Below are 18,636 nucleotides of genomic sequence, written 5' to 3' on the forward strand. Positions count from 1 at the left end.
ACCGTACGTACGGTGGTGTGAGAGGACGGAGGTTAATCACCTCCTCCTACTCGATTATAAATGGGACATAATAATGATATATTATTACAATCGCTTACATATAATTTCTTACGACTTTTTTCGACATTTTTTTTATTCGCTATTTATTTATAGATTAAAAAATGTTATATTATTAATGAGAAATTTGTCTAACATCAGATGTCTGATATCTAAGGTGGGGGATGGTGAATGTCTGTTAAAACAGATCATCGACACTTATATTTACAAGTGATTGATCGGATTAAAAAAGATATTGAGCAAGGGGTATACAAGGAAAAAGAAAAGCTTCCTTCTGAATTTGAATTAGCAAAACAATTAGGAGTAAGCCGAGCGACGTTGCGGGAAGCATTGCGGGTATTAGAAGAAGAAAACGTCATCATCCGCCGCCACGGTGTTGGGACGTTTGTAAGCTCCCGACCGATGTTTACGTCAGGTATTGAACAACTAAGTAGCGTGACAGAGATGATTCGCCAAGCTGGACGTAAACCGGGGACGATTTTTTTATCTTCTTCCATACAGAAGCCGACTGAAGATGATATAAAGCGTTTTCAATGTAATAAAGAGGAAGATTTACTTGTTGTTGAGCGGGTGCGAACCGCCAATAACGAGCCGGTCGTTTACTGTATCGATAAAGTCCCTTGTAAATATTTACCTAAAGGAATTGCTTATGAAAATGAGTCTTTATTAGAAATATTACATAATGAAGCGAATCGGTATATCGCGTATGCTGTTACCCACATCGAACCGCTCGGTTATCATGAAAAAGTGTCACCGATTTTGCAATGTGAGCCAGAAACAGCACTTTTAGTTTTGAAACAAATGCATTTTGATGAAAATGACGAGCCTATTTTATACTCGATTGACTATTTCAAATCAGATAAGTTTAGCTTCCACGTTTTACGGAAACGTGTGTAACTTATAAAAGTGCTTATCCTGTTAAGGAGGTGACATTGGAGGGAGAAGGATATTTTACATTTCACTTTTTACTCATCCATATTTTAAAACTGAGGGGGTAATGATTGATGAAGAAAAAGCGTTTTGGATTGTCGATGTCTTTATTATTGACTGCGGGCATGCTTCTTGGTGGCTGCGGACAAGCGAAAGAAGAGCCGAAAAAAGAGGAAGGAAAAGCGTCTGAGTTTAGCGTAGCGATGGTTACAGACGTAGGTGGAATTGACGACAAGTCGTTCAACCAATCTGCATGGGAAGGGCTACAAAAATTCGGTGAAGAAAACGGATTGAAAAAAGGAAAAGGCGGCTATGACTATCTACAGTCACAAAGTGATGCCGATTATGCAACAAACTTAAATAAACTTGTACGTAACGATTTTGACCTCATTTTTGGTATCGGTTTCTTAATGACAGATGCCGTTACAGAAATTGCAGATCAAAAACCTGATAACAAATTTGCGATCGTTGATAGCGTCGTTGAAAAACCAAACGTTGCAAGCATTACATTTAAAGAGCATGAAGGCTCATTCCTTGTCGGTGTTGTCGCTGGTTTAATGACAAAAACAAATAAAATCGGTTTCGTTGGTGGAATGGAAATTCCATTAATCGAGAAATTCGAAAGTGGTTTCCGTGCTGGCGTAAAAGCTGTAAACCCGAATGCAACAGTTGAAGTGCAATACGCAGGTGCGTTTGACAAAGCAGATAAAGGAAAAGCCATTGCTTCAAGTATGTACGCTTCTGGCATTGACGTAATTTATCATGCAGCTGGTGCGACAGGAAACGGTGTGTTCTCTGAAGCGATCGACTTGAAAAAACAAGATCCAAACAAAGAAATTTGGGTCATCGGTGTTGACCGCGACCAATATGAAGAAGGAAAAGTACCTGGAACAGATAAAAGTGTAACATTAACATCTATGGTGAAACGTGTTGATGTTGCTGTATATGACTTAGCGACAAAAACGAAAAACGGCAACTTCCCAGGTGGTCAAGCAGTTGAGTACGGCTTAAAAGAAGATGGTGTAGGTATTGCGCCAACAACGAAAAACAACGTTCCAGAAGACGTGTTGAAAAAAGTTGATGAGTGGAAACAAAAAATTATTAACGGCGAAGTAAAAGTACCTACAACTCGCGACGAATATAAGCAATTTGAAGCTTCTCTATAATTTCTTGTTCTCCGAAGACCTCTCTCTTCGGAGAACTCACTAAATGAAAAGCTGCAACATGTTGCAACTTTTCATTTAGTGATGTAAACCATGCTCATATAAGGAGTGGATCACGTTTGGAATACGTAATTGAGATGCTGAACATCCGCAAAGTTTTTGGGAATTTTGTGGCCAATGATAACATTACGTTGCAACTGAAAAAAGGGGAAATTCATGCACTATTAGGTGAAAACGGTGCAGGAAAATCAACGCTAATGAACGTGTTATTCGGTTTATATCAACCGGATGGCGGGGAAATTCGCGTCAAAGGAAAAAAAGTAAATATCGCCAATCCGAACGTCGCTAACGACTTAGGGATCGGGATGGTACACCAACACTTTATGCTTGTCGATACGTTTACCGTAACAGAAAACATCATTTTAGGAAGCGAGCCGACAAAAGGTGGACAAATTGATATTGAAAAAGCAGAAAAAGAAGTGCGCGAACTTTCTGAACGATACGGTTTAGCCGTTGATCCGAAAGCGAAAATCGCAGATATTTCTGTCGGGATGCAACAACGAGTCGAAATTTTAAAAACGTTATACCGCGGAGCAGATATTTTAATTTTTGACGAACCGACAGCTGTGTTAACACCACAAGAAATTCAAGAACTTATCCAAATTATGAAAGCGCTTGTGCGCGAAGGGAAATCAATTATTTTAATTACGCACAAATTAAAAGAAATTATGGAAGTGTGCGATCGCGTGACCGTCATTCGTCGCGGAAAAGGCATCGGCACATTAAATGTATCGGAAACAAACCCGAACGAACTTGCTTCATTAATGGTTGGGCGTGAAGTACATTTCAAAACGGAAAAACAACCGCCGAAAGTCGGTAAGCCTGTCCTTGAAATTGAAAATTTAGTCGTTAAAGATGCACGTGGAATTACTGCAGTTGATCATTTGAATTTAACGGTACATGCAGGGGAAATTGTCGGAATTGCAGGGGTAGACGGCAATGGACAAACAGAGCTCATCGAAGCGATCACCGGCTTAATTAAATCCGAATCCGGCTCCATTCGTTTAAATGGAAAAGAAATTCGCAATTTAACGCCGAGACAAATTACAGAAACGGGCGTAGGGCATATTCCACAAGATCGTCATAAACATGGTCTTGTCCTTGACTTCCCAATCGGGGAAAACATGGTGCTTCAAACGTATTATAAAGAGCCGTATTCAAAACGCGGCATTTTAAACTTTAAAGCGATTTACGATAAGGCACGTCAGCTTATTCAAGAATTTGACGTTCGTACGCCAGATGAATATACGAAAGCGCGGGCTTTATCTGGGGGTAACCAACAAAAAGCGATTATCGGACGTGAAGTAGACCGCGACCCAGATTTACTCATCGCCGCCCAACCGACACGCGGACTTGACGTTGGAGCGATCGAATTCATTCACAAGCGTCTTATCGAACAGCGCGATAAAGGAAAAGCGGTATTGCTCGTTTCATTCGAATTAGATGAAATTATGAACGTCAGCGACCGCATTGCCGTTATTTATGAAGGAAAAATTGTAGCTATTGTCGATCCGAAAGAAACGACAGAACAAGAGCTTGGCTTGTTGATGGCAGGAAGCAAACGGAAGGAAGCAGGTGTATCATCATGAGTGAAAATCGTTTAACGAACATTCTCGTCCCTGTTTTTGCAGTTATTCTTGGAATTATTGCGGGCGCCATTGTCATGATTGTTAGTGGATATGATCCAATTGCTGGCTATTCTGCTTTATTGTACGGTGCTTTTGGTGATCGGTATTACATTGGGGAAACGATTCGCCAAGTCACCCCGTATATTTTAGCGGGTTTAGCTGTTGCGTTCGCTTTTCGTACAGGGTTATTTAATATCGGTGTAGAAGGACAACTCATCGTCGGTTGGCTTGCAGCCGTTTGGGTTGGTGTGGCGTTTGAACTCCCAAAAGTCATTCATTTACCGCTTGCCATTTTTGCAGCTGCAGCGGCCGGTGCGCTCTGGGGATTCATTCCAGGATTTTTAAAAGCACGCTTCCGCGTTCATGAAGTTATTGTCACAATTATGATGAACTATATTGCGCTATACGTATCGAATGCGGTTATTCGTTCTGTTTTATCCGATCAAGGATTTAAATCAGAAAAAATTCATCCGTCCGCATCGTTGCGTTCAGAGTTTTTACAGTCTTTAACCGATTACTCCACGCTTCATTACGGCATCATTATTTCGTTAATTGCGGCTGTCGTTATGTGGTTCTTGCTTGAGAAAACAACGACAGGATATGAACTTCGTGCCGTCGGTTTTAACCAACATGCATCGCATTATGCAGGGATGAACGTCAACCGCAATATTATATTAGCGATGGTTATTTCAGGGGCATTCGCAGGCATTGCTGGAGCGATGGAAGGATTAGGAACGTTTGAAAACGTTTCTGTCAAAGCTGGGTTTACCGGAGTCGGATTTGATGGAATTGCGGTCGCTCTTCTTGGCGGAAATAATGCATTTGGAATTATTTTGGCAGCCGTCCTATTTGGAGCTTTAAAAGTCGGAGCGCTTGAAATGCCATCAGCAGCCGATGTGCCGACAGAACTTGTTGATATCGTCATTGCGTTAATTATTTTCTTCGTAGCTTCAAGCTATTTAATCCGTCTTGTGCTTACGCGCTTCAAAAAGGAGGGAAAATAAATGTTGAACATCCTTGAAATTATTATTCCTTCCGCGATTTTTTTTGCGGCACCTCTTATTTTTACGGCGCTTGGTGGTGTATTTAGTGAACGCTCCGGCGTTGTCAATATCGGATTAGAAGGATTAATGGTCATCGGCGCGTTTACTGGAGTCGTGTTTAACTTAACGTTTGCCGATCAATTTGGACAATTCACACCATGGCTTGCGATGCTAGTGGCGATGGTTGTTGCTTCGATTTTCTCGCTTATGCATGCGGTCGCGGCCATTTCACTTCGCGCGGACCAAGTCGTTAGCGGGGTGGCGATCAACTTTTTAGCATTAGGATTATCGTTGTTCCTTGTGAAAATGTGGTATGGCAAAGGCCAAACTGACCAAGTGCAAGTTGGATTTGATAAAATTGATATTCCGATTTTAAGCAAAATTCCAGTCATCGGTCCGATTTTATTTTCAAACGGATATTTGCCATCTTATTTAGCGATTGTACTTGCGTTTGTTGTATGGTACATCATTTACAAAACGCCGTTTGGCCTTCGTCTTCGTGCTGTTGGGGAACATCCGATGGCGGCGGATACGATGGGAATTAATGTGGCAAAAATGCGTTACATCGCAGTCATGTTAAGCGGTGCGCTTGCAGGAATTGGCGGTTCGATTTATGCAACAATCATTTCGCGTGATTTTAGCCATGCAACGATCTCAGGTCAAGGATTTATGGCGCTTGCTGCGATGATTTTCGGAAAATGGCATCCGCTTGGTGCGATGGGAGCGGCTCTTTTCTTCGGATTTGCCCAAAGCTTAAGTATCGTTGGGCAGGCGATCCCATTTTTGAAAAACGTGCCAACCGTTTACTTGCTCATTTTACCGTATGCGTTAACGATTTTAGCGTTAACAGGGTTCATTGGACGTGCAGACGCTCCGAAAGCGCTCGGCACGCCGTACGTGAAAGGAAAACGATAATCTTATTATGTAAACTATGACTTCGGATTTTCCGAAGTCTCTTTTTTTCATCTGTTTATTCAATCATAATGAAAAAAGAAGGAGGGGATTTTATTGCATGAATTAGTCGACCAATTATTTTTTGAATTGCAACGTCCCGTAACTGTTGAGTCGCGCGATTTTGAGTTGCTTGCATATAGCGGGCATCACGATGAAACAGATGAAGTGCGCATGCGGACGATTTTAAGTAAGCGAGCATCCGCCCACGTTTTTCAATATTTACACGAACACGGATGGATGAGAAAAATTGAACGAGCTGACGGCGTCGTCGGCATCCCTCCACTTCCCGATATTGACCTTGGTGCCCGCGCCGTTGTCTGTTTAAAACATGGCGGGAAAGTGTACGGTTATCTTTGGGTCCAAGCATCGTTCCATGAGCTAACAGAACAGCAACGAAAACGGATCGAAGCTGTCGCCAAAGAGATTGCTCGCGTTTTACATGAGCAAGTAGGGAAGCGCTACAGACGGCAAGAGGAAGTGAACGATTTGTTTCTCCGCTATATTCAATATCGCGATATGAGTGAACGCGACTTTCAAATGGAAGCGCAATTGCTTGGCGTGACCGTTCCTTCGTTATTTGTCGTCGCGGCTTTTCACATTGAAAATAGTGAAAAGAAAAACGATATGCAGCAATATGTAACATTTATTACAAAAACGATACATGCTCCGATCTTTTTTATCGATCATCATCATCCATTTTTGCTCGTGATCGGGGAGACGACAGCGCAGCGACCGATCCATATTGCTAACACTATCATAGCAAAACTAAAAAACGATTTTCACTATTTGCTCGATCGCGATGTTTTTGTTGGCATCGGGAATGAATATAGCGAGTTACAAAGGTTGCGCGACAGCTACAAAGAAGCGATGGAAGTCATTCATTTAAAAAAACATATCGCTGAGCCTTTGCCGCATATTTACAGCAACTTAGGCATTTATCGGATCGTTCCGCTCATTTATGAGCAATATAAACAGCGGCGGTATAAAAACGAACCGTTATTAAAACTAAAAAAGCATGATGAACAGCACGGCACCGAATTTTTGCATACGCTTCGGGCATATATTCAACACGACTGCAACATAAAACAAACAGCCGAAAGTTTATATATTCATCCGAATACGTTAAATTATCGACTAAAGCGCATGCAGGCTATTGCGAGCCTTCCGCTTGACGATTTTGAGCAACGCGCGATGTTATATATCGATCTCCTTTTATACAAATATAAGGAAAGTATTGTGGACGAACGACAAAAATGAACGAAAATGATTAGTGGTGAACGACAAACAATTTTCAGAAAGTATAAATTATAATGAATCGTAGAATATGTGACAAAATCGTGAAAGGATCGATGCATGTGACAGTACCGTACAAACACGAACCGTTTACAAACTTTGCGCTTGAACATGAAGCAGAAGCGTTTCGAAACGCGCTCGCTTACGTCGAAACACAACTTGGACAAGAGTATCCACTCATAATCGGGGGACGCCGAGTCGTCACCGAAGAAAAAGTCGTGTCGATCAATCCTGCGAATAAACAACAAGTCGTTGGTGTTGTATCGAAAGCGACGAAAGCGCTTGCTGATGAGGCGATGAAGGCGGCACTCTCTGCGTTTGAAACATGGAAGCGCGTGTCACCAGAAGCGCGTGCCGATGTGTTGTTGAGAGCCGCAGCTATATTAAGAAGAAGAAAACATGAGTTTTCAGCATGGCTAGTGAAGGAAGTCGGTAAGCCGTGGAAAGAAGCAGATGCCGATACCGCAGAAGCGATTGACTTTTTAGAGTATTACGCTCGACAAATGATCTCTCTTGCAGAAGGTGTGCCGGTATTGAGTCGCCCGGGAGAAACAAACCGCTTTTTTTATGTGCCGCTTGGCGTCGGTTTAATTATTTCGCCATTTAACTTCCCGCTTGCAATTATGGCTGGAACGACAGTAGCTGCCATTGTGACAGGAAACACGGTTATTTTACGACCATCTGATCGCGCGCCAATTGTCGCTGCAAAATTTGTTGAACTCATGGAAGAGGCCGGTCTTCCAAAAGGAGTATTAAACTATTTACCTGGTGGAGAAGCAGAAGTCGGTGAATATATCGTTGAACATCCGCAAACGCGCTTTATTTCGTTTACAGGATCGCGTGCCGTTGGCTGTCGCATTTATGAACGTGCTGCGATTGTGCAGCCAGGTCAAAAATGGTTGAAGCGTGTCATTGCAGAAATGGGTGGAAAAGATGCGATTATTGTCGATAAAGAAGCTGATCTTGAATTAGCAGCACAGGCCATTGTCGCCTCTGCATTCGGTTTCTCTGGACAAAAATGTTCCGCATGTTCGCGTGCGATCGTGCTCGAAGATGTATATGACCAAGTGCTTACGCGTGTTGTCGAATTAACAAAACAATTAAAAGTCGGCAATCCAGAAGAACAAAGCACATTTATGGGCCCGGTCATTGATCAAGCCTCGTATGATAAAATTATGAGCTATATCGACATTGGCAAACGAGAAGGAAAGCTCATGACAGGTGGAACAGGGGACGATTCGCAAGGATTTTTTATTGAACCGACGATTTTTTCCGATGTCGCTCCAACTGCGCGAATGATGCAAGAAGAAATTTTTGGGCCAGTTGTTGCGTTTACGAAAGTGCGTACGTTTGATGAAGCGCTTGAAGTGGCGAACAATACAGATTACGGATTAACAGGGGCAGTTATTTCAAACAATCGTGCCCATTTAGAAAAAGCTCGTCAAGAGTTTCACGTTGGTAACTTATACTTCAACCGCGGTTGTACAGGAGCGATTGTCGGTTATCATCCGTTTGGTGGCTTTAATATGTCAGGAACAGACTCTAAAGCAGGTGGTCCGGACTATTTATTGCTTCATATGCAAGCAAAAACAGTCAGTGAAATGTTTTAAAAGGGGGAATGGTCATGCTTGCGCAACTATCGAAAAACATTTTTTTATATGCTTCGCAAAGTAAAATGTTAAATCAAGCGGCGAAAAAATGGGGGCTCCGTTTCGGAGCTTCCCAAGTTGTTGCAGGGGAAACGATTGAAAGCGCTATCAAAAAGGTGCATGAACTGAACGAAAAAGGGCTGGTTTGTACACTCGACCATTTAGGGGAGTTCGTTTCAAGTCGCGAAGAAGCCATTGAAGCGACACAATATAACATCCGCACGTTAGAAGCCATTCATCGTGCAGGCGTTCAAAGCAACTTGTCCGTCAAATTGACGCAGCTCGGACTTGATATTGACTTTGATTTTTGCTTAAACAATATGCGTCAAATCGTTGACACAGCAAAACGGTACGACAATTTTGTGCGCATCGATATGGAAGATTCGGGGCACTGTCAAGCGACGCTCAATTTATTGCATGAGCTTCGTCGTACGTATGATAATGTTGGAACCGTCATTCAAGCATATTTATATCGCGCTGAACAAGATGTGAAAGATTTAAAAGGGGTATCGCTTCGTTTAGTGAAAGGGGCGTATAAAGAGCCGCCAGAAGTGGCTTTTCAAGATAAACAACAAATTGATGAAAACTACATGAATATCATTCGACTCCATTTATTGAGCGGAAGTTATACAGCAATTGCTACACACGATCATCATATTATCGAAAAAGTAAAAATGTTTGTAGAAGAAAATAATATTCCGCGTAATCAATTTGAGTTTCAAATGTTGTACGGTTTTCGAACAGATATGCAACAGCAGTTAGCTAAAGAAGGATATACGATGCGTGTATATGTTCCGTTCGGAAATGATTGGTTCGGTTATTTTATGCGCCGGTTAGCAGAACGTCCGCAAAACGTCGCGTTCGCATTAAAAGGCTTTTTTGGAAAATAATTTTTTGTACAAATTGTGAACATATTTTAGTATAATAATAACTACAAAGGGGTTTTATCGACAACAAGGGAAGGGGAGATTACTTTGGTTATTGCATCAGTTGTGACGTATTTAATTGGCATGTTGCTCATCGGATATTGGGCGTATAAACGAACGTCCAACTTGTCTGACTATATGTTAGGCGGACGAACGCTCGGTCCAGCGGTGACGGCGTTAAGCGCTGGGGCGTCCGACATGAGCGGTTGGTTGCTTCTCGGTTTACCTGGCGCGATGTATGCGCAAGGATTGAGCGCTTCATGGATTGTGATTGGATTAGCCCTTGGCGCATATGCGAACTGGCTATACGTGGCGCCGCGTTTACGGGTATATACAGAAGTAGCGAACGATTCCATTACAATCCCATCGTTTTTAGAAAATCGTTTCGGTGACACATCGAAGCTATTGCGTCTCGTTTCGGGATTCGTCATTATGATTTTCTTTACGTTCTATGTTTCTTCTGGCCTCGTTTCTGGCGGCGTCATGTTTAAAAACTCGTTCGGTACAGATTATCATACAGGGTTATGGATTGTTGCAGGTGTTGTTGTCGCATACACGTTATTTGGGGGATTTTTAGCGGTTAGTTGGACAGATTTTGTGCAAGGTCTCATCATGTTTATTGCACTTATTCTCGTGCCTATTGTGACGCTTATGCATACAGGGGGATTAACAGAAACAACGACAACGATTCGCGACATCGATCCGAATTTGCTCGATTTGTTTAAAGGGACAAGCGTAGTCGGTATTATTTCCTTATTTGCATGGGGGCTTGGCTATTTCGGACAGCCACACATTATCGTTCGCTTTATGGCGATTTCATCGGTGAATGAAATGAAGCAAGCTCGCCGCATCGGGATGGGGTGGATGATCTTTTCATCCGTCGGTGCCATGCTCACAGGTCTTTTTGGAATCGCTTACTTTAAACAGGCAGGTATGACGTTAGAAGATCCAGAAACGGTATTTATTAAACTTGGGGAAATTTTATTCCATCCGCTTATTACAGGATTTTTACTTGCAGCCATTTTAGCGGCAATTATGAGTACGATTTCATCGCAATTGCTTGTGACATCAAGTTCACTGACAGAAGATTTATATAAAGTTTTATTCCGCCGCTCAGCGTCTGATAAAGAGCTTGTATTCGTCGGTCGTTTATCGGTGTTACTTGTTGCTGTTGTTGCTTTAATTTTGGCATATGAGCAAAACAATACGATTTTAAATCTTGTTGGCTATGCATGGGCTGGATTCGGGGCTTCATTCGGTCCTGTCATTATATTAAGTTTATGTTGGCGTCGTATGACGAAATGGGGAGCGCTTGCGGGAATGATTGCAGGTGCAACAACAGTCATCGTTTGGGCAAACTCTTCATACGCAAGCGTGATGTACGAAATGGTTCCTGGTTTTATCGCAAGTCTCATCGCTATTGTTATCGTCAGCGTATTGACAGCAGCGCCAGATAAACAAGTGACAGAGCAGTTTGATACGTTTAAACGTACGATTTCATCATAAGAAAAAGGTGTCCAATTTGGGCACCTTTTTCTTACGTGGAAAATTGTCGAATCGCTCGTTTCATTTCATTTGAAATATGTTCTGATTTTGCAGCAGATGTTGCGATTTGACCGACAATTTCATTTGTTTCGATTAATCGGTTCGACAAGTCATTTACTTCTTGTGCACTATTAGCAGTAGCTGTAGATACTTCATGAATGGAGGTAATCATTTCACGCAACGCGCGACTAAGTTCGCCCGCTGTGTTGCTAAATTGAGCAACAATATCTTCAATGAACGAAGCTGTTTGTTCATATTGCTTTGAAATAGTTTTCATTTGCTCGTAATCATGTTGAACGTCTGTCGATATATATGATATGACAGTGGATGCGCTCGCGGATAGGCGCTCTACAGCGGATACTAATTGTTTAGCGACGTGTTGAACGTTTTCACCCGCTTGTTGTGATTGTTCAGCCAATTTGCGAATTTCTTCTGCAACGACAGCAAACCCTTTTCCTTGTTCTCCAACGCGAGAAGCTTCAATTGAGGCGTTGAGGGCTAGTAAATTTGTTTGTTTGGCGATATTCATAATTGTATTTGTGAATAACTCAATATCTGTTACGACGTGTGAAGCTTCGATTGCTTTTTCCAATCTTATTTTTGTTTCTGCCAACAGATCGCTTGATTTTTTTGATGATGTTGTTACGATGTGATGGATGTTCACAGCTTGTTGGCGAATCGATGAAGCATTTTGTTCTCCCTCTTTCATTGTTCGCATCATTTGTTGAACAGCATGCTCAATCTCTTTTGATGTGGCGGACATTTGCTCAGCAAACGCAGCGGTCTCATCAACATTTCCAGACACATTTTTTGTGGCTAATGAAATATGTTCAAGTTGTTTACTTAAATGACGGATATCTTGATAGACGGTGGAAACGATTCCATCAAGTTCATGTGCTTCGTGTTGGATGCGCCAAATCATCGTGGTAAGCGTATCTAATACGACGTTAAAATTGGCGACGATGCGCCCGATTTCATCATTGCTTTTTAAAGTAAGTCGAGACGTTAAATCCCCACGTTGTACAATCGTTTCAAATTGTTTGTTCATCTCTTTCATCGCGCGAATTAACGTCACTTTTCCGACGAAAAAACTAGTTAGCCCAACGATGATGCCTGCTCCGACGCAAAGAAGTGTAAAGTATGTAGCGTATGACGGATGTTTGTATATTGTAAAAAAGCTAGCGACGATCGGAAAAGCGAGCCCCATCATAACACCTGTTCCGATAGAAATAAGTAAAAAACGTCCTGTTACACTGAACAATACATATGTCACCTCCGACAAAAAGACTATTACAAAAATACTATATGTATATACGGGTGACAATACATCTGTATGTATTTTTAAAAATTTTTACACAGTTTTTATGTTACCTGTGATATATTTACAAAAAATGACGTTACGTCATGATATGTTTATAGATTGTATACTTGGAGGGGACCAAATTGAACACATTTGGAGCGATAACTGCTTTTCTACTAGCTGTTGTATTTATTTTACGAAATGTGCCAGTAGGGTATGGAATGATGTGCGGAGCGTTTATTGGTGCTTTATTAGGGGGAGCTTCCATCGATGAGGCTGTTTGGCTAATGATGAATGGAGCAAAAGAGATGACCCCGTCTATTTTGCGCGTTTTAGCTGCTGGTGTGCTTGCTGGTGTATTGATACAGTCTGGGGCAGCTATGGCAATTGCGGAAAAACTCATGCAAGCATGCGGAGAAAAATATGCGCTATTTTCGCTATGTGTTGCAGCGATGATGTTAACAGCATGTGGGGTGTTTGTTGACGTTGCCATTATGACGATTGCACCTGTTGCGCTTGCGATGGCACATCGACTTGATGTGTCACGTTTTGCTATATTGCTCGCATTAATTGGTGGGGGGAAAGCCGGGAATATTATTTCTCCTAACCCGAATACGATTGCAGCTGCTGAGGCATTTCATGTCCCTCTTTCCTCTCTCATGATGGCAGGCATCGCACCGGCGGTGATTGGTCTTTTTGTCACGTACCAGCTTGCAAAACGGTGGCGAGGTGATGACAAACATATGCCAAAAATTGAAACGGTTGAAAGAGAAACACCTCCATGGCAAAAAGCGATCGTTGCTCCCGGTGTTGCGATGATTCTTTTATTGTCACGTCCGCTCTTTGGTGTGTCAATGGATCCGCTTATCGCTTTGCCGACTGGTGCGGTGATTGGTGTGATTGTTATGAATAAAACGAGGGAGTTGAACATGTTTCTACGCGTAGGCATGGAAAAAATGAGCGGTGTTGTATTCATGCTTCTTGGTACTGGAACGCTAGCGGGTGTAATCGCGAACTCCGCTTTGCACCAAACGGTTATGCACATGCTCGAATCGCTAGGGTTTCCGCCATATGTCATGGCATCGTTAGCTGGTGCGTTATTGTCAGGCATTACTGCATCTACAACGGCGGGGACAGCTGTCGCAAGCCACGTGTTTGGAAAAGCGTTAGTTGAAGCGGGTGTCCCATCGCTTGCGGGAGCAGCTATGGTACATGCAGGTGCAACAGTGCTCGATCATTTACCGCACGGCAGTTTTTTTCATATCACCGCAGCGAGTGTACATATGTCAACGAAAGAGCGCCTTACATTGCTTCCGTACGAAACGCTCATAGGCATAGCCATTGCCACAACATGTACAGTCATTTTTTATCTATTTTTATAAAACTATGTTCTAAATCATCAACAAATAAAAAAAGGGTTTTTCCCCCATGTGTAGAAAAAAATTTATATACACAAAGGGGAGTGAGGAAAAAGTGAGAAAGATATGGATGTGTTTATGGATTTTTCTGTTTTTATTTGCCCATCCTGCTTGGGCGCAAGGAGAAACGAGCATTACATTAAGCGTTGCTGGGGACGTCACGCTCGGTCGCGATGATAACTATGGCTATACGTATTCATTTGATCATGAAGCGAAAAAAAACGGTCTCATTTTTTTTACGAAATACATTGAGCCAATTTTTAAGCAAGATGATTTTACAACGGTTAATTTGGAAACAACGTTAACAAACGCCACGCAAAAAGCGGAGAAGAAGTTTCGGTTTCGAGGTGATCCATCGTATGTCAATATTTTAACGGGCGCAAGCATTGAAGGGGTGAATCTTGCGAATAATCATACGTTCGACTATGGACAAAAAGGATATACGGATACAATTGCAACACTAAAGCGAGCGAAAATTGGCTATTTCGGGAACGGTATACCTTTAATGAAAACAGTTAAAGGAGTAAAAATCGTCACGCTCGGTTATAAAGGATGGAGCGACACCCAAGCAGTACGAAAGCAAATTGTCACCGACATTCGCGCACTACGAAAGCAAGGGGCACAAATTATTCTCGTTCATTTTCATTGGGGTGAAGAGCGAAGCTATATACCAAATCGCACGCAAACATCGTTAGGAAGATTTACGATCGATAGTGGGGCAGATCTTGTCGTTGGTCATCATCCGCACGTCATTCAAGGCATTGAACAATATAAAGGAAAAATGATTGTTTATAGCTTAGGCAACTTTATGTTCGGAGGCAATAAAAATCCGAGCGATAAAGATACGTTTGTTTATCAGCAAACATTTTATTTCGCAAACGGCATAAAACAACCAAAAACAACGATTCGCATTATCCCGTTTCGCATCTCATCTGTCACGACGCGAAACAACTATCAGCCGATTCCACTTCAAGGAAAAGAAGCCAGTCGCGTAAAAGAAAAAATCGTCCATTTATCAGCAAAAATTAACAAACCAACATGGCTCGTATATGAAAAATAAAGTATAATGAAAAAAAGGAGTTGATTTTATGTACATCGGGGACATTGTATTTCAACTCGTGATGTTTGGCACGTTGCTTGGGGTTTTTGCTGTATTCGTTTTTAGTGCTGTATGGTTGATGCGGTCTATAAAGAGAAAAAGAGGGTAAAAAAAGTTCGGCAGGCGCCGAACTTTTTTACTTTACAATTAATACGGGTGCGTCTACTCGTTTAGCGACTTTATGGCTGACGCTTCCTAATACCATTTCTTGTAAAGTATTTAATCCGCGGCTACCAACAACGACGAGGTCAAAAGGATGAGCGTTTGCAAACTCAACAATCGCAGGTCCTGGTTCTCCTCTTAACATATGAATTTCGTACGGGATATTCGCTTCTTTCAGCAACGCCTCGGTTGAAGCTAAACGTTTTTTACGCATCGCATCACGTTCTTCTATGTTCCCCTCTAGCAATACATCCGTTTTTGCAGTTGTCGTATTGATAACGTACACCACAGTGACCATTGCTTCTCGAATGTACGAACAAAGTTCAATGGCTTTTTTTGTAGCACGTAAAGCATGTTCAGAGCCATCTGACGCAAGTAAAATGTTTTTCATTGTTTCAACCCCACAAACGATTTTTGTTTATTATATCGTCTAATGAAAGCTTTTTCAAAAAAAATTTTTGGTATCGCTTTCTTTGTTGATATGTATGCATGTATAGCCGTTTCTAAGCCGTCATAGAAGGTTGAGCATGTGAACAATGTTATGTATAATCGCTTTGTTGTGTACGGGACGCTTCTTTACGGAAGAAGCAATATAAAAAGGAAAGAGGGGTTGTATGTTTAAACATTGGAAAGAAGAATGGTTTGGAAATATTAGAGGAGATGTACTTGCCGGGCTCGTCGTTGCGCTTGCGCTTATTCCAGAGGCGATTGCATTCTCGATCATCGCGGGGGTTGACCCGATGGTTGGTTTATACGCTTCTTTTTGTATTGCGGTCGTCGTCGCTTTTGTTGGCGGAAGACCGGGGATGATTTCTGCGGCAACGGGGGCAATGGCTCTTGTTCTTGTTAGTTTAGTAGCAGAGCACGGTTTACAATATATGCTGGCAGCTACGATTTTAACAGGTGTCATTCAAATGGTTTTAGGTTTACTTAAAATCGGGAATATATTAAAATTCATTCCCCGTTCAGTTATGATCGGATTCGTTAATGCGCTTGCTATTTTAATTTTTGCTGCTCAATTGCCACATTTCCAAGGAGAATCTTGGGTAATGTATGCACTTGTTGCGCTCGGTTTGTTCATTATTTACGTTTTCCCGCGCATCACAACAGCGATCCCATCTCCCCTTGTTGCGATTATCGTCATTACAACGATCGCTTTCGTGGCAAAATTAGATGTGCGCACCGTTGGAGATATGGGAGCTATTTCTGCAACATTGCCGAGCTTTTTGATTCCGAATGTGCCATGGACTTTTGAAACGCTTATGATCATTTTTCCTTATTCATTATCTCTTGCGCTTGTTGGATTAATTGAATCTCTTTTAACGGCACAAATTGTCGACGATTTGACCGATACAGAAAGCGACAAAAATAAAGAGTCGCGCGGACAAGGAATCGCTAATATTGTGGCAGGTTTCTTTGGTGGTATGGCAGGATGTGCGATGATTGGGCAATCAGTTATTAACGTGAAATCAGGCGGACGAGGTCGCCTTTCTTCCCTCGTGGCTGGTGTGTTTTTAATGGTGCTTATTGTGGTGTTTAACCGTATTGTTGTTGCAATTCCACTCGCGGCGCTCGTTGCCGTTATGATTATGGTATCGATCAGCACGTTTGACTGGGGCTCGATACAACGACTCGCTAAGGTGCCAAAGGCGGATGCTTTCGTCATGATTATTACTGTTGCCACAGTGGTAATCACGCATAACTTAGCGATCGGAGTGATTGCTGGAATGATGTTAAGTGCGTTATTTTTTGCAGCGGATATGTCTAAAGTGAAGGTGACGAAAACAATAAAAGGTGACATCGCAACATATGATGTAGAAGGCACGCTCTTTTTCGCCTCGGCAAATGATTTTGTCCGTGCGTTTTGCTACAATGACGATGTGAAAAAAGTAAACATTAACTTAGCGAAGGCGCGCATTAAAGATGAAACAGGTGTGCATGCGATCGATCGCGTCGTCATCAAAATGCACCAAAACGGCATAGAAGCGAATGTCATCGGCTTAAGTGAAGCGTGCGAAACGCTTGTGAATCGCCTTGCCCTCTACAACAAGCCAGGAGGTCTTCAACAAACGATTGGACATTAAAACCGAGCGATATGCTCGGTTTTATAATGCCTTTCCGCAAGATGGACAAAAGCGGAAGTTTGCTTGTACGTTCGTTCCACAGTGTGGACAAAACTTTTCTCCTTCGATATGACCAAAACGAGTGTTGAGCGGGTCTTTTTCCTCGTTTTCTTCCACAATATCGACGATCGACATTCGTTCTTTCCCTGTAGCGTTTTTATAATGATACACAGCTTGAAAAATACCGATACCAATTATAACGAAACCGAAAAGAGGAAAGATTTGTGACCCTGGAATGGGAGAATCTTTTGTAATAGAAAAAGTCATAAACGTCCAAAAAATACCGAATAAAACGGTGGCGATGCTGCCAATAAATCCTTGCATGGACGGTCCACGGCCAGGTTTGATGCTTTTCATTTGCTTTTCCTCCAATTTGTTTGATACATCCATTATATACGAAAAATATGAGGGATGTATTTCGTTTTTTGGATAAAAGAGTTAGAATATATGCTACAATGAACAGGAATACCATACAATATATGTGTAAGCATTATTATGCAAAGGAGGGCTTCATCTTATGACATCATCATCATTACGGCGTGAGGCAAGGGAAGCGTTGAAAGGAAAATGGGGCGGTGCCGTGCTTCTTATGCTTGTTTATGCGTTCGTGACCATCGTTTTCCCTATGGTAGTTGAGGTTATATTAAGTGGAGGATGGGACGTATGGATTGAACAAGAAAACGTGCCAACATCTGTTTCGATCGTCAGTTTGCTTCTTTCACTTGCGCTCATTCCGTTTAGTGTTGTTGTGTATTGGGTATTTTTAGATGTGTATCGCTATGAACCTGTCCGAATCTCTCCGATGTTTACAGTATATCAAAATGGGAAGTTATCATTAAAACTCATTGGCACGTCCGTTTTATTTGGTATTTTTGTGTTTTTGTGGAGTTTGCTACTTATTATCCCTGGAATTATTAAATCGTTATCTTATTCACAAACATTCTTTTTATTAAAAGATCATCCCGAATACGGTCCACTTCAAGCGATTAGCGAAAGTAAAAAACGTATGAAAGGATATAAAGGGAAACTATTTTTATTATATTTGAGTTTTATTGGCTGGGGGCTTCTCTCGATTATCACGTTTGGTATCGGATTTTTATGGCTCGTTCCGTACGTCTACACATCGCTTGCTGCATTTTATGACCAATTTATTCGTACGCAAGAAGCGCTGGCTGAGTAAAACGAACAAGGGTAACCTCGTTCGTTTTTTTTTGGCTCTGTTAAAGAACATTGTTGATATTTGAAACCCAACCCAGTTCTTGCTATAATTACAATTAGAACAAAGG

Annotated in this window: 16 protein-coding genes; 13 read left to right on the forward strand and 3 right to left on the reverse strand. The window is 41.9% G+C overall.

Annotated features, from left to right (window positions below; genetic code table 11):
• Positions 1–228: 228 nt before the first annotated feature.
• From CS060_RS11820 to putP, 9 genes are all read left to right on the forward strand, one after another.
• Positions 229–954: a GntR family transcriptional regulator gene (locus CS060_RS11820; protein ID WP_035047735.1), complete on the forward strand. Its 726-nt coding sequence runs from the start codon at positions 229–231 to the stop codon at positions 952–954.
• Positions 955–1,061: 107 nt separating this feature from the next.
• The gene (locus tag CS060_RS11825; protein WP_035047737.1) at positions 1,062–2,153 is read left to right on the forward strand and encodes a BMP family lipoprotein; all 1,092 of its coding nucleotides are present in this window, start codon (positions 1,062–1,064) and stop codon (positions 2,151–2,153) included.
• A gap of 116 nt (positions 2,154–2,269) precedes the next feature.
• On the forward strand, positions 2,270–3,799 hold the full coding sequence (locus CS060_RS11830; RefSeq protein WP_035047739.1) for an ABC transporter ATP-binding protein: 1,530 nt from the start codon (positions 2,270–2,272) through the stop codon (positions 3,797–3,799).
• Positions 3,796–4,842 carry an ABC transporter permease gene (locus CS060_RS11835; RefSeq protein WP_035047740.1) on the forward strand — a complete coding sequence of 349 codons (1,047 nt, stop codon included), beginning with the start codon at positions 3,796–3,798 and terminating at the stop codon, positions 4,840–4,842. The genes CS060_RS11830 and CS060_RS11835 overlap by 4 nt, the downstream gene beginning before the upstream one ends.
• Positions 4,843–5,796 (forward strand): ABC transporter permease, encoded by a 954-nt coding sequence (locus CS060_RS11840; protein ID WP_099668997.1) that lies wholly within the window; start codon positions 4,843–4,845, stop codon positions 5,794–5,796.
• A gap of 93 nt (positions 5,797–5,889) precedes the next feature.
• Positions 5,890–7,092, forward strand: coding sequence for a PucR family transcriptional regulator (locus tag CS060_RS11845; protein ID WP_035047742.1), 1,203 nt, complete (start codon positions 5,890–5,892; stop codon positions 7,090–7,092).
• Positions 7,093–7,190: 98 nt separating this feature from the next.
• Positions 7,191–8,738 (forward strand): L-glutamate gamma-semialdehyde dehydrogenase, encoded by a 1,548-nt coding sequence (gene pruA, locus CS060_RS11850; protein WP_099669002.1) that lies wholly within the window; start codon positions 7,191–7,193, stop codon positions 8,736–8,738.
• Between the two features lie 14 nt (positions 8,739–8,752).
• Complete coding sequence (locus tag CS060_RS11855) at positions 8,753–9,667, forward strand: proline dehydrogenase family protein (RefSeq protein ID WP_099668998.1); 915 nt, start codon at positions 8,753–8,755, stop codon at positions 9,665–9,667.
• Positions 9,668–9,751: 84 nt separating this feature from the next.
• Complete coding sequence (gene putP / locus CS060_RS11860) at positions 9,752–11,209, forward strand: sodium/proline symporter PutP (protein WP_035047746.1); 1,458 nt, start codon at positions 9,752–9,754, stop codon at positions 11,207–11,209.
• 31 nt (positions 11,210–11,240) lie between these two features.
• Here the strand turns inward: putP and CS060_RS11865 are convergent, their stop codons facing one another.
• Positions 11,241–12,509 (reverse strand): methyl-accepting chemotaxis protein, encoded by a 1,269-nt coding sequence (locus CS060_RS11865; protein ID WP_035047747.1) that lies wholly within the window; start codon positions 12,507–12,509, stop codon positions 11,241–11,243.
• 182 nt (positions 12,510–12,691) lie between these two features.
• Here CS060_RS11865 and CS060_RS11870 point away from each other — a divergent pair, with 182 nt between their 5' ends.
• A complete protein-coding gene (locus CS060_RS11870) occupies positions 12,692–13,930 on the forward strand; it encodes a GntP family permease (protein WP_180271085.1) in 1,239 nt (412 codons plus the stop codon).
• A 106-nt stretch (positions 13,931–14,036) separates the two neighbouring features.
• Positions 14,037–15,026, forward strand: coding sequence for a CapA family protein (locus CS060_RS11875; RefSeq protein ID WP_369795727.1), 990 nt, complete (start codon positions 14,037–14,039; stop codon positions 15,024–15,026).
• Between the two features lie 175 nt (positions 15,027–15,201).
• On the opposite strand, the gene CS060_RS11880 is transcribed toward CS060_RS11875, so the two are convergent.
• On the reverse strand, positions 15,202–15,618 hold the full coding sequence (locus CS060_RS11880; protein ID WP_035047749.1) for a universal stress protein: 417 nt from the start codon (positions 15,616–15,618) through the stop codon (positions 15,202–15,204).
• Between the two features lie 223 nt (positions 15,619–15,841).
• On the opposite strand from CS060_RS11880, the gene CS060_RS11885 reads away from it, so the two are divergent.
• Entirely contained in the window at positions 15,842–17,311 is a 1,470-nt protein-coding gene (locus CS060_RS11885) for a SulP family inorganic anion transporter (RefSeq protein WP_035047752.1), read from the forward strand.
• 21 nt (positions 17,312–17,332) lie between these two features.
• Here CS060_RS11885 and CS060_RS11890 read toward each other — a convergent pair whose 3' ends face one another.
• A complete protein-coding gene (locus CS060_RS11890) occupies positions 17,333–17,707 on the reverse strand; it encodes a zinc ribbon domain-containing protein (RefSeq protein WP_035047754.1) in 375 nt (124 codons plus the stop codon).
• A 160-nt stretch (positions 17,708–17,867) separates the two neighbouring features.
• On the opposite strand from CS060_RS11890, the gene CS060_RS11895 reads away from it, so the two are divergent.
• Complete coding sequence (locus CS060_RS11895; RefSeq protein ID WP_035047757.1) at positions 17,868–18,530, forward strand: DUF975 family protein; 663 nt, start codon at positions 17,868–17,870, stop codon at positions 18,528–18,530.
• The last annotated feature ends 106 nt before the right edge of the window (positions 18,531–18,636 follow it).

Source organism: Anoxybacillus flavithermus, assembly GCF_002742685.1.
Taxonomy (GTDB): Bacteria; Bacillota; Bacilli; order Bacillales; family Anoxybacillaceae; genus Anoxybacillus; species Anoxybacillus flavithermus_E.

Excerpts from the sequence above, each read along its gene's own strand:
- CS060_RS11820 (WP_035047735.1), top strand. The coding sequence starts at position 229 with ATGTCTGTTAAAACAGATCATCGACACTTATATTTACAAGTGATTGAT.
- CS060_RS11825 (WP_035047737.1), top strand. The coding sequence starts at position 1,062 with ATGAAGAAAAAGCGTTTTGGATTGTCGATGTCTTTATTATTGACTGCG.
- CS060_RS11835 (WP_035047740.1), top strand. The coding sequence starts at position 3,796 with ATGAGTGAAAATCGTTTAACGAACATTCTCGTCCCTGTTTTTGCAGTT.
- CS060_RS11840 (WP_099668997.1), top strand. The coding sequence starts at position 4,843 with ATGTTGAACATCCTTGAAATTATTATTCCTTCCGCGATTTTTTTTGCG.
- CS060_RS11855 (WP_099668998.1), top strand. The coding sequence starts at position 8,753 with ATGCTTGCGCAACTATCGAAAAACATTTTTTTATATGCTTCGCAAAGT.
- CS060_RS11875 (WP_369795727.1), top strand. The coding sequence starts at position 14,037 with ATGTGTTTATGGATTTTTCTGTTTTTATTTGCCCATCCTGCTTGGGCG.
- CS060_RS11880 (WP_035047749.1), bottom strand. The coding sequence starts at position 15,618 with ATGAAAAACATTTTACTTGCGTCAGATGGCTCTGAACATGCTTTACGT.
- CS060_RS11885 (WP_035047752.1), top strand. The coding sequence starts at position 15,842 with ATGTTTAAACATTGGAAAGAAGAATGGTTTGGAAATATTAGAGGAGAT.
- CS060_RS11890 (WP_035047754.1), bottom strand. The coding sequence starts at position 17,707 with ATGAAAAGCATCAAACCTGGCCGTGGACCGTCCATGCAAGGATTTATT.
- CS060_RS11895 (WP_035047757.1), top strand. The coding sequence starts at position 17,868 with ATGACATCATCATCATTACGGCGTGAGGCAAGGGAAGCGTTGAAAGGA.